Source organism: Bradyrhizobium erythrophlei (assembly GCF_900142985.1).
Taxonomy (GTDB): domain Bacteria; phylum Pseudomonadota; class Alphaproteobacteria; order Rhizobiales; family Xanthobacteraceae; genus Bradyrhizobium; species Bradyrhizobium erythrophlei_B.
This window is the reverse complement of sequence record NZ_LT670849.1, coordinates 2,435,702-2,449,761: the sequence shown is the minus strand read 5'-3', so window position 1 is coordinate 2,449,761 and position 14,060 is coordinate 2,435,702. Positions and strand designations below refer to the sequence as shown.

Annotated in this window: 9 protein-coding genes; 4 read left to right on the top strand and 5 right to left on the bottom strand. The window is 59.9% G+C overall.

The annotated features are described in order from the left end of the window. Position 1: 1 nt before the first annotated feature. The gene (locus BUA38_RS11420) at positions 2-469 is read right to left on the bottom strand and encodes a DoxX family protein (protein ID WP_083587548.1); all 468 of its coding nucleotides are present in this window, start codon (positions 467-469) and stop codon (positions 2-4) included. Between the two features lie 149 nt (positions 470-618). Between BUA38_RS11420 and BUA38_RS11415 the strand changes: the two genes are divergently transcribed. Continuing rightward, on the top strand, positions 619-2,289 hold the full coding sequence (locus BUA38_RS11415; protein ID WP_083587547.1) for a virginiamycin B lyase family protein: 1,671 nt from the start codon (positions 619-621) through the stop codon (positions 2,287-2,289). 218 nt (positions 2,290-2,507) lie between these two features. Here the strand turns inward: BUA38_RS11415 and BUA38_RS11410 are convergent, their stop codons facing one another. The 4 genes from BUA38_RS11410 to BUA38_RS11395 all read right to left on the bottom strand — a co-directional run bounded on the left by BUA38_RS11410 (position 2,508) and on the right by BUA38_RS11395 (position 7,063). Beyond that, the gene (locus tag BUA38_RS11410; protein ID WP_156898492.1) at positions 2,508-3,470 is read right to left on the bottom strand and encodes an IS110 family transposase; all 963 of its coding nucleotides are present in this window, start codon (positions 3,468-3,470) and stop codon (positions 2,508-2,510) included. A gap of 707 nt (positions 3,471-4,177) precedes the next feature. Next, the gene (locus BUA38_RS11405) at positions 4,178-4,552 is read right to left on the bottom strand and encodes a c-type cytochrome (RefSeq protein WP_072818017.1); all 375 of its coding nucleotides are present in this window, start codon (positions 4,550-4,552) and stop codon (positions 4,178-4,180) included. Beyond that, complete coding sequence (locus tag BUA38_RS11400) at positions 4,549-6,324, bottom strand: GMC family oxidoreductase (protein WP_072818016.1); 1,776 nt, start codon at positions 6,322-6,324, stop codon at positions 4,549-4,551. Before BUA38_RS11400 ends, BUA38_RS11405 begins: the two co-directional genes overlap by 4 nt. Positions 6,325-6,337: 13 nt before the next feature. Beyond that, a complete protein-coding gene (locus BUA38_RS11395) occupies positions 6,338-7,063 on the bottom strand; it encodes a gluconate 2-dehydrogenase subunit 3 family protein (protein WP_083587969.1) in 726 nt (241 codons plus the stop codon). Positions 7,064-7,696: 633 nt separating this feature from the next. Here BUA38_RS11395 and BUA38_RS11390 point away from each other — a divergent pair. The 3 genes from BUA38_RS11390 (at position 7,697) to BUA38_RS11380 (ending at position 13,702) form a co-directional block, all read left to right on the top strand. Continuing rightward, a complete protein-coding gene (locus BUA38_RS11390) occupies positions 7,697-9,328 on the top strand; it encodes a porin (RefSeq protein WP_072818014.1) in 1,632 nt (543 codons plus the stop codon). Positions 9,329-9,806: 478 nt separating this feature from the next. Next, entirely contained in the window at positions 9,807-11,531 is a 1,725-nt protein-coding gene (locus tag BUA38_RS11385) for a porin (RefSeq protein ID WP_072818013.1), read from the top strand. 407 nt (positions 11,532-11,938) lie between these two features. After that, the gene (locus tag BUA38_RS11380; RefSeq protein ID WP_072818012.1) at positions 11,939-13,702 is read left to right on the top strand and encodes a porin; all 1,764 of its coding nucleotides are present in this window, start codon (positions 11,939-11,941) and stop codon (positions 13,700-13,702) included. Positions 13,703-14,060 lie beyond the last annotated feature (358 nt).

Here is a 14,060-nt window from a genome sequence, read left to right as displayed (position 1 = left end):
TTCAGGATTTGGAGCCTTGCAGGGCGAAAGCGCCGCTGCCTGCCAGTACCAGTGCGGCCTGGGCAACCAGCCACAGCATCGGATATTCCCAACCGCCGCCCGGGTTGGAGTAACCCCAACCGACCGGCCATTTGATCCACACCACCACGGCCAGGAATATCAAAAGGAAGCCCGCCCATTGCCGGGTGTACCAGCCGAGCAGGATCGCGACGCCGCCGATCACTTCCAGACCGAAGGTCGGCCAGGCCAGCAGCGGTGTGATGCCGTTCTTCGCCAACAGCGCCTCGTGGGTGTTCATGCCGCGGGACACCTTGAGGAAGGCGTGAACCAGCCAGTCGAAGCCGAGCGAGATGCGCAACAGAAAAAGTCCGTAAGGCGCATAGTCCCGGTCGACGGTGGCGTTCTTGAACATCGCGGCGACAATGCCCGGCAGATTGGCTCGGCTCTCTCTGGCTTGGTCGATACTCATTGGTTTCCCTGTCCTGTGGCCTCCGGAAGATGCATGCCATCATAACCGAGACGCACGCGTTTTGCCCAGCCAAGCGGCTGGTTTTCCCTTCACCCGCCATCTAAACTGGCACCAACAAACAACAACAATCAAAATAAGGGGAGACGCCCATGTCACGCCGATCGATGGTCGTGCGCTTCGTTGGTCTTCTGGCCGTCGTGTACCTGGCCGCCGCCGATCCCGCGGCTGCGCAGCAGGCGGCCCCTGCGCTGACCGGAACGGTCACGGCCGGACCGGACGCGCTGGAGGGTGTCCTCGTCAGCGCAAAAAAGAGCGGCTCGACCATCACCACGACGGTCGTGAGCGGCAAGGATGGCCGTTACGAATTCCCGGCAGGCAAGCTCGAGCCCGGCGTCTATTCGTTGCGCATCCGGGCTGTCGGATACGATCTCGAAGGACCAAGCGAGATTTCTGTCGCAGCGGACAAGACCACGACCGCCGACCTGAAGCTGCGCGCGGCGAAGGATATCGCATCGCAACTGACCAATGCCGAATGGCTCGCCAGCATGCCCGGCACCGACACGCAGAAGGGACAATTGCTCAATTGCGTCGGCTGCCACACGCTCGCCCGTCCGCTGAATTCGAAATACACCGCCGACGAATTCCTGACGCAGATTTTGCCGCGCATGCAGGGCTACGTGAATCAGAGCATGCCGCTGCATCCGCAATTACGCCGTGCCGAGCGTCTGCGGGAAGAGCGCGGCGATCAACGCGTGCAGGTCTATCGCGGTACGGCGGACTTTCTCGCCAGCATCAATCTCAGTTCGCATCCGACCTGGAGTTTCGAACTGAAGACGCTGCCACGTCCGACGGGAGCAGCGACCCGCGTCATCTATACCGAATACGACCTGCCGCGGGAGAGCATCGAGCCGCATGACGTGGTGGTCGACGACAGAGGCACCGTCTGGTTCTCGTCCTTTGGCGAGCAATATCTCGGCAAGCTTGATCCACGCACCGGCAAGCTGACGGAATTCGAGATTCCCGAACACAAGCCCGGCTTCCCGACCGGCCTGCTCGGCTTGCGCGGCGATGCCGAAGGCAATCTGTGGTTCGGCAACATGTATCAGGCGACGATCGCAAGATTCGATCGCAAGACCGAGACGTTCAAGTTCTGGCCGCTGGAGGGCGATGAAAACATCGACGCGGCGCAAATCAACATGGTCAGTCCGCAAAGCGCGAGCGTAGACGGCAAGGTGTGGGCGCAGAACAACGGCTTTGCCGGCATTCATCGGCTTGACGTTGCCAGCGGCAAATTCGAAACCTTCGAGCCCTTCAAGGGCATGTCCGGTCCGCACAATATCTACGACGTAGTCCCGGACTCCAAAAACAACGTGTACTTCACGGATTTCCGGCAGCGCCACATCGGCCGCATCGATGCCAAGACCGGGAAGGTCGATTTATACGAGACCCCGACGCCGAATTCGGCGCCGCGCCGCGGCTGGATGGATGCGCAGGACCGTTTGTGGTTCGGCGAATATCGCGCCGACCGCATCGGCATGTTCGACACCAAAAAGGAAGAGTTCAAGGAGTGGGTGATTCCGCCGAAATGGTCGTCACCCTACGACGTCGTCGTCGACAAGAATGGCGAGGCCTGGACCGGCTCGATGCTGAGCGATCAGGTCACCCGGCTTAATCCCGCAACCGGCGAGACGATCAACTATCTCTTGCCGCGCAGCACCAATATCCGGCGCGTCTTCGTCGACAATTCCACCACGCCGGTCAGCTTCTGGGTCGGCAACAACCACGGCGCTTCAATCGTGAAGGTCGAGCCGCTGGAATAAGCACTGATTATCAGAACCTTTCGCTTCGGTGCGTGCACTTGACAACCACGATGGTGCTTGAGGCCTCAAAGGGGCGATTTGCCCGTCGCGTTAATCTGTCGCAGACATTTCTGTTGTGACGTCGGGCAAATCAGCGGCATTTTCCGCGCGTCTCGCGCCTCTCAAGAGCAACTGTGTCGAGATAGACTAGGGCCTTGGCGCGATAAAGGTTCGCGCGATCAGGCGGGTGCGTAGCGAGCGGCATCCCATTTCTGGTGGCGAGCGATCATGACGTTGAGAATGCAGATCAGCTTGCGCATGCAGGCCACGAGGGCCACCTTCGGCTCCTTTCCCTTGGCGATCAGGCGGCGATAGAAGGCCTTGGCGACTGGATTGTTCTGCGTGGCAGCGCCGAGGCAAGGCATGTAGATGGCGTTGCGGATCCAGCGGCGGCCGCCCTTGATGTGGCGCTCGCCCCGGCGCTTTCCACTGTCATCGTCGTAAGGAGCGATGCCTACCAAAGCCGCGGCGATCTTATCGTTCACTTGCCCGAGTTCTGGCATCCCTGCAGCGAGGATCGCGGAGGTCGTTTCGGCGAAGCCCGGCACGCTCTCGATAATCTCGGCACGCTCGGCAAGGTGCGGTGTAGCCTTGACCTTGGCTGCGATCGCGAGCTCGAGCTTTTCAATTTCGGTCGCCAGACTCTTCAAGACGCGGGCCTGTGCTTTCTGAACCGGTCCCGGCGCGGCATGTGCACTTTGGCTTTGCAATCGGACCTTCAGCTCAACGAGCGCTAGGCGTGCTTTCACCAGGGCCGCCAGTTCCTCTTGGGCAGCATCATGTGTCTGGCTCGGCGTCTCGCCGAACGTCTCGGCAAACCAGGCGATCATCTCAGCATCGATCGTATCATTCTTGGCAAGCCGTCCGGCCGATTGAGCGAAGTGACGAACCCGCTTTGGGTCCACGATCCGTACCTCGATGCCGGCATCGAGCAGCACCTTGCGCCATTCACGCTCGTAACCGCCGCTCGCCTCCATCACCGCCTTGCCTACCTGGTGCCTGCGAAGCCAGGCCACCAGTTTGCGGCGACCTTGGGCGGTGTTCGGACAGGTCTGCCGCACCGCCAATGCTCGAATGCACAGGTCCACCTTGTCCTTGGCGACGTCGATGCCCACGACAGCGAGATCATTTTGTGCCATCATCCACTCCCTTCCTTGCTCGGTTCGGGCTCCAAGCCCATGCAACTGTTCGGGTTGAGGAAGACACCGGAGCTGTCCCTCGCTCTAATACAGGCTTTGCCGCCTTTGGGGCGCTACGGGCTCAGTTCCAGCAACGGGCGGTTTTGATCCAACCGCCCGTTCGCATGTTCTGCCAGATTTCCTGGACACAAGGGGCGTATCGCGATCGTCACGGACGTTGGGCGCGGGATGCGATCGACGCTTTCGATGCGACAGACGAACGCACGTAACGCGTACGACGAAGCCACGTGGTTCTGACGTCTCGACGCTGACGTCAACTCGCGACAATGCTTCGCATTGCGTGGGGACGGTGACAAAAAGCCCGATCGCCGGGAAGAGCGTGGAATAAGCCGTAAAGCCGTCGTGCAGGGAATGCCGGATCGCTCCGGCCTGCCTGCGGTAACTACGCTCGTATGCTTTTTTACCTGCATACGAGGCTGCGGGTGCGTCGAGTGCCCAGCATTCCCTGCGCCCTCTGACTTCCGGAGGGGAGAATCTTTGTAAGACCCGGTGCGAAAAAGGCTCGCGGGAACATGGACGCACGTCATTGCGAGCGTAAGCGAAGCAATCCAGGGCCTCTCTTGAAGACAGGCTGGATTGCTTCGTCGCTGAAGCCCCTCGCAATGACGAATTGGCTGTTTGACGGGTGAATCGACTCAACGCCCGAGCGCTTACTGCGTTGCCTTCTGAAGATAGGCGATGAGGTCGGCGCGGTCTGCCGGGTTCGACATTCCGGCATAGGGCATGCGGTTCGCAGGGATGAAGGCTTGCGGATCGGCGAGATACTTGTCGAGCGATTCCGGCGTCCAGCTGACGCCGCTGCGCTTCATCGCCGGCGAATAACGAAAGTCGGCGAGTTCGCCCGCCTTGCGCGAGAAAATTCCGTGCAGGCTTGGCCCCACTTCGTTGGCGCCCGCTGCCAGCTTGTGGCAGGCGGCGCATTCCTTGAACTGAGCTTCGCCACGCGCGGCATCGCCTTCGGCATGGGCTGGAACAACCAGAAGCGACGCCAGCAACGCGGTAACGGCCGTTCTCTTTCTAATCATGCATTCACCAGCGGACCCGGATTCTTCAGATAGCGATTCTTGATGGCGTCCGCCGTCCAGTAGGCCAGCGCACCGACAGGGCCGGTGGGATTGTAGGACGAGTTGTGGGGGAACACGTTGGCTCCGACCACGAACAGGTTGTGGCAGTCCCAGCTCTGCAAGTATTTGTTCACGGCGCTGTCGCGCGGATTGACGCCCATGATCGTGCCGCCGGTATTGTGCGTGCTCTGATACGGCACCACGGTCCACGGATCGGTGCGCGCCCGCGCCGGATTGAGCTTGGTCGGGTTCATGGAGTTGGCGATGGCGTTGATGGTCTGCGCGGCGTGGACACCCATCTTGTGCTCATTGGCCTTGTAATCGAAGGTCATGCGCATCAACGGCTGGCCGAACGCGTTGCGATAGGTGGGATCGAGGTCATAACAATTGTAGCGGTTGGCCATCACGCTGCCGCTGGCGCTGATGACCATCGCGGTTTGGTACCATTTCGCGGTAGCGCGCTTCCATTCGCTGCCCCACAGCGGCGTGCCTGACGGCACCGGGCGATAGCCGATCGGCAGCGGGGTGTTGAAGCCGCCAGCCACATTATATCCTCCGACGAACTCATGCGGGGCCCGATCGAAGGCCCAGTTGGTATTGAAGTCGTCGATGGTGATGTTGGAGCCGCCGGCATTCATGAAGGGATTGAAGTATTTTCCTTCAAAGAAAAGCGTCGCCGAGGCGCCAGTCTGGTAGCAGTAGTTCTTGCCGATGATGCCCTTTTGCGCGACCGGATCGTACGGCGTGCCGATGCCCGACAACAGCATCAGATGCACGTTGTTGATCGCGTAGGCGCACAGCAGCACGATTCCAGCCGGCTGCTCGAACTCCTCGCCGTTGAGCACGTTGGTATAGGTGACGCCGGTGACGCGCTTGCCGTCGGAATCCTTCAGCACGCGGGTCGCCCAGGAATGGGTGCGCAGCTCGAAATTCGGCCGCGACATCGCGATCGGGATCACCGTGATATGCGGGCTGCCTTTCGCGTTCGCTTCGCAGCCGAAGCGTTGGCAATAGCCGCAATACTGGCAAGCGCCGAACTTCGAGCCGTCGGGATTGGTGTAGGCTTCCGACGCGTTGGCCGATGGGCGCGGGAAGGGATGATAGCCGGCATTGCGTGCGGCTTGCGAAAACATCTCGCTTGAAAGAATCGGCGTCAGCGGCGGCAACGGATATTCGCTGGCGCGCGGCGCCTCGAACGGATTGCCTCCTTCCTGGATCTTGCCGCCAATATTGCCGGCCTTGCCGGAAACAGCCGCCGTGCGTTCGAACTTGTCATAGTAGGGTTCGAGCTCGGCATAGGTGATTCCCCAGTCCTGGATGGTCATGTCCTCGGAAAGGAACTTCTTGCCATAACGCTCCTCGTACATGGAGCGAACCTTGAATTCCATGTCGGTCCAGCGCCAGGTGTGGCCGCTCCAATGCACGGCGGAGCCGCCGACCACTTCGCCCGGCAGGAACGAGCCGAGCCGGCGCATCGGCAGCGCATCCATCTGCGGATTGTTGCGCACGGTAATGGTGTCGCGCGCGGTGTTTTGCATCAGATCGTGGCGCACGACGTAGCGCAGTTCGTCGCGGATGTTCGGCAGCGCATAATCGTTTTCGGACGTACGCATGGCGCCGCGCTCCAGCGCGACGACCTTCAGGCCGGATTCAGTCAGCTCCTTTGCCAGAATGCCGCCGGTCCAGCCCAATCCTACGATGACGACGTCGACTTCCTTGAGCTTCGTGGTCATGGCTTTCCCTCCACTAGCTCATATCCGCGATGCCGACGGGCTTGGTGGGGAACGGCTTGCCGCGATATTGCGCGACGTGGTCGCGATGCACCGCGATGACGCCGGGAAAACCGATGATGGCCCATCCGGCCTTGTTACGGTTGCCGCCGTAAATCGGATCGGAATACATGCCCTCGACCACTGTCTGATAAAGCGTGGTCCAGAACACCCGCACCGGCAGGCCGTCGTCGAAGGTGATCTTGCCGGTGGAGAGGCCGGTCAGAACCTCCTGCCGCTGATCCGCAGTGATCCGGTCGAACGTGTTGCCGTAGGCCTTGCGGCAATGTGCGTTGGTTGCCGCAATGCCGGCGCGGTAGAGCTGGGCCGGCGTCAGCGGCAGCTGGTAGCCCTGGGCGGGCGTGCCGAGTTTCCAGGGCCCCTGCATATAAAGCCGGTCGCCCTTGCCCCAACCGCCCGCCAAAGCGCGGTCGATATAGATATTGACGCCGAGATCGGTGCCTTTGGGGCTGATTTCGTCGGCCGGGACCATGTGGTCGACCAGCGCCTCGACGAAAGCCGCCTCGTCGAGATTGAGAAAGGCGTAACCGGCCGGTTCGGTCGGGGTTGGCGCTGTCTGGGCGGGTTGCTGGGCCTGCGCCGCATCGGGCGCGGCGATGGTTGTCGTGACGCTGGCCGCGGCCGCGCCGCTCACCACGGCGCTCTTCAGGAAATCGCGCCGGTCGAATCCTTCGCGTTTCATGGTCATTTCCCCCTTGTGGCCGGAAATTTTGGTCCGGCGTCATTGTTGCGGCGAGCATGCGGCTTTTGCCTTGGGTCGGCAAGGCGGGATTTGACCCGCTGCTCCGTCAGCCGCTCATGGCTGGTCGTCTTTTTTATGAAGTTATGAGGGACCCGGCTGTGCGCTTGAGTCATGCGGCGCCGAGGGGGCGCGTGCGTCGCGGGTCATCGAGGCGCCGGCCGGCGACAATGCGCTCGTCACATTCGATTCCGAATAGGTATGGAGAGATCTTGGATCTCGCAGGTTCGACCTGGCGAGATATTTTTCATTTGTGTGACGGCGGACGTGTCGTTCACGCGGCTCTAACATCTCGACTGCCATCGGCAAAGTGCGCTTGCGAATGACGCAAATGTGACGGTTGAAATCACGGCGGATGACATGGGAATGATTCGGCATCACATGCCGTTCATCATGTAGAAATCTTCAATCACATACGCGTATTTTTGTCGCCTTGCAGCATCGCTGTGGCGAGGTCGACACAGCATTTGTTCGTTCCCTACGGCAGAAGGCCGCCGCAAGGAGTCCTCATCCGAGGCTCCGCATTCGGACACTTCGCGGCAAGAATTCTTTGCTGCATTTTGTTGGGGAACTTAAGTGAAGAAGACATTCATCTCAGCAGTAGCCGTCCTGGCTTTCGCCGCGACAGCGCACGCCGATGAGCTTTCGGACGTCCAGGCTCAGGCCAAGCAACTTCGCGATCAGATGGGCAAGCGTCTTGCTGATCTCGAAAAGCGGCAAAAGGCACTCGAGGCGCAACAGAAAGCCGTGCCGACCATCAGTCCGGTGGACGCAATGGCGGCCGACTTGCCCTACAAGGCAGCGGTCAAGGCCAAGCCGGCCGAGAACGACGATATCTGCATCAAGGGCATCTGCGTCTACGGCAACTTCGACATGGGCGTGTCGTATATCCAGCACGGTGCGCCGCTCAATGCGCTCGGCAATCCGCCGCTGAACTATCTGATTTCGAAGAACTCGAACGGCTCCTATTTCGGCGTCGGATCGAACCAGGCGAGCAGCTCGTTCATCGGTCTGCGCGGCAAGCAGGAAATCGCCGACAATCTGTACGCGGTGTTCAACTTGCAGACGATCTTCGATCCCGCGAGCGGCATGAACGCCAACGGCATCGGCGGCATTGCCCAGAACAACGGTTTGACGACGAATCTGGGATTCCAGAACTCGTTCCAGGACTCGTCCAAGGCTGGCCAGCTGTTCAACCAGGCGGCTTACTTTGGTATCAGTTCGCCGACCTACGGTACCTTCACGATGGGACGCCAGTCGGCGCTGAGCTCCGATCTCGTCACCAACTATGATGCGCTCTCGGGTGCAAACGCCTTCTCGCTGCTCACTTTCCAGGGCGCGAACGGCGGTGGCGGCGACACCGAGGATCGCGTGTTCGACAACTCGTACGAATATCGTCTGAACATCGGTCCGGTGCGGTTGGCGGCGGAAGCTCAGCTTCGTAACGGCGGCAACAGCTCGACCGGCAACGCGTTCGAAGGCAACATTGGCTTCGATTATATGGGCTTGTCGATCGACTTCCTCGGCGGCAAGATCTACGACGCCGTATCTGCCGCGCCTCTGTCACAAGCCCAACTCGCCGCGTCGATCAACACGGTAAGCAACGGCAACGGCATCATCGCGGGGACTGTCTCCGACAACACCGTATTCCAGGTCGGCGCCAAATACGTCATCGGTCCGTGGAAGTTCTACGGCGGCTACGAGAACGTCCACTTCGCCAATCCGAACAACCCGCTCGCTCCCGGTGCGTTCGTTACCGGCGGCTTCATCCTCGGCAACGGCGGCGCGATCAACAACGCCAACTTCACCAACGAGAGGGTGCTTCAGACCGGCTGGATCGGCGTGAAGTATTCGATCACGCCGAACCTCGATATCGCAGGCGCCTATTACCACGAGTGGCAGAACAGCTTCGGTGGCGCGGCCGACGGAAATGCTGTCTCCGGCGGCACGAACTTTGGTCCGGTTGCAGGTTGTACCGATGCACGGTCCTCCAAGTGCTCCGGTTCGCTGGACGCCGTTTCGTTGATGGTCGACTGGCGCTTCGCCAGGCACGTCGACATGTACGCGGGCGTGATGTGGTCGCAGGTGCAGAACGGCCTCGCCAATGGATTCCTTCAGGCGAACGGCAACAACAACGGCACGATCAATCAGGCGGGCGGCAAAGCCTCGTCCTACGATCCGGGCATCGGCATTCGCTACCAGTTCTGATCTAGAAGCCTGAAGAACAGAGACATCCGGCCCGCGTTCCCCCACGCGGTTCGCGATGTCTCTGTTTTTTTGCGTCGAGGCTGCCTCTTGGCCACAAGGCTTCGGCACTCCTGAAACGGATGTCACGCAGCAGATATCGGCTGAGCGTCGCGCGAGAACTGGATGCCGGACTTCGCGTGAGCCAGGAGAAGATAGCCGCTGATATGAAACCGTCTGGAACTTTCATAAAAAATTTTTGAGTAACTTTCGATTGCCGCAGGTTTTCTAAACCGATTTTCAGATATCGAAAGCCGCTTTATATTATAAAAATCATATTATGAATTTACGTCAGCTAATCAATGCGTTGTTGCGTTCGAGTGACAACATTTCCAAACGAGGTGATGCAGGATCATTCACGTAGGAGTCCTCATCCGAGGCTCCGTACCTTTAGCAGTCCGCGGCGCATGGTTGTTGCCGCGCCTATTTTGGGGGACCTTACGTGAAAAGGACTTTTATCTCCGCAGTAGCCGTCCTGGCTTTCGCCGCGACAGCTCACGCCGACGAGCTTTCGGACGTCCAGGCTCAGGCCAAGCAACTTCGCGAACAGATGAGCAAGCGTCTTGCCGATCTCGAAAAGCGGCAAAAGGCACTCGAGGCGCAACAGAAGGCTGTGCCCACCATCAGTCCGGTGGACGCGATGGCTGCCGACCTGCCTTACAAGGCAGCGGTCAAGGCCAAGCCGGTCGAGAATGACGACATCTGCGTCAAGGGCATTTGCGTCTACGGCAACTTCGACATGGGCCTCAGCTACAATCAACACGGCAACCCGTTCAACGCGTTTGCCGGCGGTCCGCTGAATTACTTGATCGAAAAACAGTCCAACGGTTCGTATGGCGGCGTCGCGGCCAACCAGCTCAGCACCTCGTTCATCGGTCTGCGCGGCAAGCAGGAGATCGGCGACAATCTGTACGCCGTGTTCAACTTGCAGACCCTGTTCAACCCGGCCAGCGGCATGAACGCCAACGGTGTCGGCGCCATCGTGCAGAACAACGGTCTGGGCGCGGCTACGTCGCTCGGTCAGGCGAACGCCTATGGCGACTCGTCGAAGGGTGGCCAGATGTTCAACAACGCGGCCTATTTCGGCGTCAGTTCGCCGACCTATGGTACCTTCACCATGGGTCGCCAGTCGGCTCTGACCTCTGACCTCGTCGTCAACTATGACGCGCTGTCCGGCTCGAACGCCTGGTCGCTGATCACCTTCGAAGGCGCCACCGGCGGCGGGGGCGTCACCGAAGACCGCATCTACGACAACTCATATGAGTATCGTCTGAACATCGGCCCGGTGCGCTTGGCGGCTGAAGCGCAACTGCGTAACGGCGGCAACAGCCCGACCGGCAATGCCTTCGAAGGCAATGTCGGCTTCGACTACATGGGCCTGTCGATGGACTTCGTCGGCGGCAAGATCTACGACGCAAACTCCGTTGCAACGACCTTGAGCACGGCGCAGGTCAACGCTCTGACCAGCAACCAGGCCGGCACAGTCGTCAACCCGTTCGGCGGCGCGATCGGATGTTCGCTGGGCTGTCTGAGCGGCACCATCTCCGACAACACTGTGTTTGCGGTTGCCGCTCGCTACACGATCGGCCCCTGGAAGTTCTTTGGTGGATACGAACACCTCGCGTTCGACAATCCGAACAACCCGCTCACTCCCGGCGCCTTCGCTCAGGGTGGCTATAACCTCGCTTTCGTGAACAACAACAACTACGTCAGCACCCGCAACCAGCATGTGTTCTGGGTTGGCGCGAAATACTCGATCACCCCGACGTTGGATGTTGCTGCCTCCTACTACGGAGTCCGGCAGGAATTCTTCACCCAGGGTGCTGCTCCTGGCGCGACGGCGTTCGCCAACGCTCCGGGTGGTCTTCTGAACCTGGGTAGCGTTGCTCAACAGCAAGCCGCTTGCGCCGCCAACAGCGCGTCGCAAACCAACTGCGCCGGCGGTGAAGACATGGTCAGCGTTGTCTTCGACTGGCGGTTCGCCCGGCACGTCGACCTCTATGCCGGCGTTGGCTACTCGCAGCGTAACGGCGGTCTGGCTTCCGGCTTCGTCACTTCGACCAACAACGGCCAGAACACCACCAATACCGTCACCGGCATCTGCGCTACCTGCGCTACCCGGGTCTCGACTTTCGATCCCGGCATCGGTCTTCGTTACCAGTTCTGATGAGCGCGTAGCGCAAGGACTCAAAAGCACGAAAGACAGAGACATCTGATCCACGCCCCTCACGCGGTTCATGATGTCTCTGTCTCTTATCGTCGGCACCGGCGCGTGGATGCGGTGGAAATGGGCGAGAGCAAAAATACGTTGAGACAATAGACGGGCTCGAACAGAAGAACCAAGCGCGGCTACAGGATCCAATCATATGTTATCAATCATATGTCATACATCATATGATATCAGTAACTCACATGACGGTGACATTGTCGGCTTCCGATATTTCTGTGGCGATGCTGTCACAGCATTTCTTCTTTTGCTGAGGCACAAGCAGTCCCAAGGAGATCTCATCCGAGGCTCCGTAACCAGGCGGTTCGCGGCGATGGTTGTTGCCGCACCTATTTTGGGGGACTCACGTGAAAAGGACTTTCATCTCAGCAGCGGCCATTCTGGCTTTCGCAGCGACCGCGGCTCACGCCGATGAGCTCACAGATATCCAGACTCAGGCCAAGCAACTTCGCGAACAGAACGCGGCGATGACCAAGCGTCTCGCCGATATCGAAAAGCGGCAGAAGGCGCTCGAAGCGCAGAAGGCCGCCGTGCCTACCATCAGTCCGGTGGACGCGATGGCTGCCGATCTGCCCTACAAGGCAGCGGTCAAGGCCAAGCCGGTCGAGAACGACGACATCTGCATCAAGGGCATTTGCGTCTACGGCAACTTCGATATGGGCCTGAACTGGCAGCAGCACGGCAACGCGTCCTCGCCGTTGGCCGGCTTCCCGGCGAACACGCCGATCGAAAAGTCGAGCTTCGGGTCGCAGTTCATTGCGACGCCGAACCAGCTCAGCACCTCGTTCATCGGTCTGCGCGGCAAGCAGGAGATCGCTGACAATCTCTACGCCGTGTTCAATTTGCAGACCCTGTTCAACCCGGCCTCGGGTCAGAACGCCAACGGCATCGGCGCCATCGTGCAGAACAACGGCCTCGGCCAGTCTCCGCAGCTTGGTACGCTCGCCAACGCTTACGGCGACTCGTCGAAGGCCGGCCAGATGTTCAACAACGCGGCCTACTTCGGCGTCAGTTCGCCGACCTACGGTACCTTCACCATGGGCCGTCAGTCGGCTCTGAGCTCGGACCTCGTCGTCAACTATGACGCGCTGTCCGGTTCGAACGCCTGGTCGCTGATCACCAACGAAGGCGCCACCGGCGGTGGCGGCGTGACGGAAAACCGCATCTACGACAACTCCTATGAGTATCGTCTGAACATCGGCCCGGTGCGGTTGGCGGCGGAAGCGCAACTGCGCAACGGCAACAACAGCTCCGTCGGCAATGCCTTCGAGGGCGACATCGGCTTCGACTACCAGGGACTGTCGATGGACTTCCTCGGCGGCAAAATCTACGACCAAAACTCCATCGGAACGACCCTGACCTCCGGACAAGTTGCCGCTATCTCTGCCAACCAGGCGTCTGCGACCGGGACTAGCGTCGGATACACCATCCCCTGCTCGCTCGGCTGTGTGTCGGGTATCGTCTCCGACAACACCGTGTTCAGTGTCGGTGCGCGATACGTGATCGGACCGTGGAAACTGTACGGCGGATACGAGCACCTCCAGTTCTCCAACCCGAACAACCCGCTACAGCCCGGTGCCAATGCGATCGGCGGCTACGGCATCGCCTTCGTCAATAACAACAACTACGTGACGAACCGTAACCAGGACGTGTTCTGGGTTGGCGCGAAGTATTCGATCACGCCGACCCTGGATATCGCCGCTTCGTACTATGGCATCCGGCAACACTTCTTCGCGCAGGGTGCCGCACCCGGCTCGGCAACGGGCCTTGGTACTGCCGTATTTTCCAGCGTTCCCGGTGGTGCGCTCAACCTCGGCAGCCTCGCGGCTCAGCAGGCAGCTTGCGCCGCCAATAGCGCGTCGCAGACCAACTGCGCCGGCGGCGAAGACATGGTTGGCTTGGTGCTCGACTGGCGGTTTGCCAAGCACGTCGACTTCTACGCCGGCGTCGCCTACTCGCAGCGTAACGGCGGTCTGGCCGGCGGCTTCGTCACAGCGACCAACAACGGCACTCTCAGTGCCGCCGGTTGCGGCACAGGAGGCGGTACCTGCAACGTGAACAACCGTGTCTCGACCTGGGATCCCGGCGTTGGTCTCCGCTACCAGTTCTAATGATCTCGTAACGTAAGGACACAAGCACAAATGCAGAGACATCCGATCCACGTTCCCCCAACGCGGTTCGCGATGTCTCTGCCTTTTCTCTCCAGGCTCACTTCTGATGATGATCGAATTGTAACGCCATCTCACGGAGATTCACGGATTCGCGATCTGGATTTGAACTTCAATCACGTATCTGAAATGCACGAGTTACCAGATGTCACATGACGGTTATCATATATTACGCCAACATCACATGACCGTCAGTCCTGTCGGCTTCCAATATTACTGTTGTCAGTCGGACACAGCATTTATTTCCCCCCTAAGGCACAAGGCTGCCCAAGGAGTCTTCGTTCGAAGCTCCGTAACCAGG

Excerpts from the sequence above, each read along its gene's own strand:
- BUA38_RS11410 (WP_156898492.1), bottom strand. The coding sequence starts at position 3,470 with ATGATGGCACAAAATGATCTCGCTGTCGTGGGCATCGACGTCGCCAAG.
- BUA38_RS11415 (WP_083587547.1), top strand. The coding sequence starts at position 619 with ATGTCACGCCGATCGATGGTCGTGCGCTTCGTTGGTCTTCTGGCCGTC.
- BUA38_RS11405 (WP_072818017.1), bottom strand. The coding sequence starts at position 4,552 with ATGATTAGAAAGAGAACGGCCGTTACCGCGTTGCTGGCGTCGCTTCTG.
- BUA38_RS11400 (WP_072818016.1), bottom strand. The coding sequence starts at position 6,324 with ATGACCACGAAGCTCAAGGAAGTCGACGTCGTCATCGTAGGATTGGGC.
- BUA38_RS11420 (WP_083587548.1), bottom strand. The coding sequence starts at position 469 with ATGAGTATCGACCAAGCCAGAGAGAGCCGAGCCAATCTGCCGGGCATT.
- BUA38_RS11395 (WP_083587969.1), bottom strand. The coding sequence starts at position 7,063 with ATGAAACGCGAAGGATTCGACCGGCGCGATTTCCTGAAGAGCGCCGTG.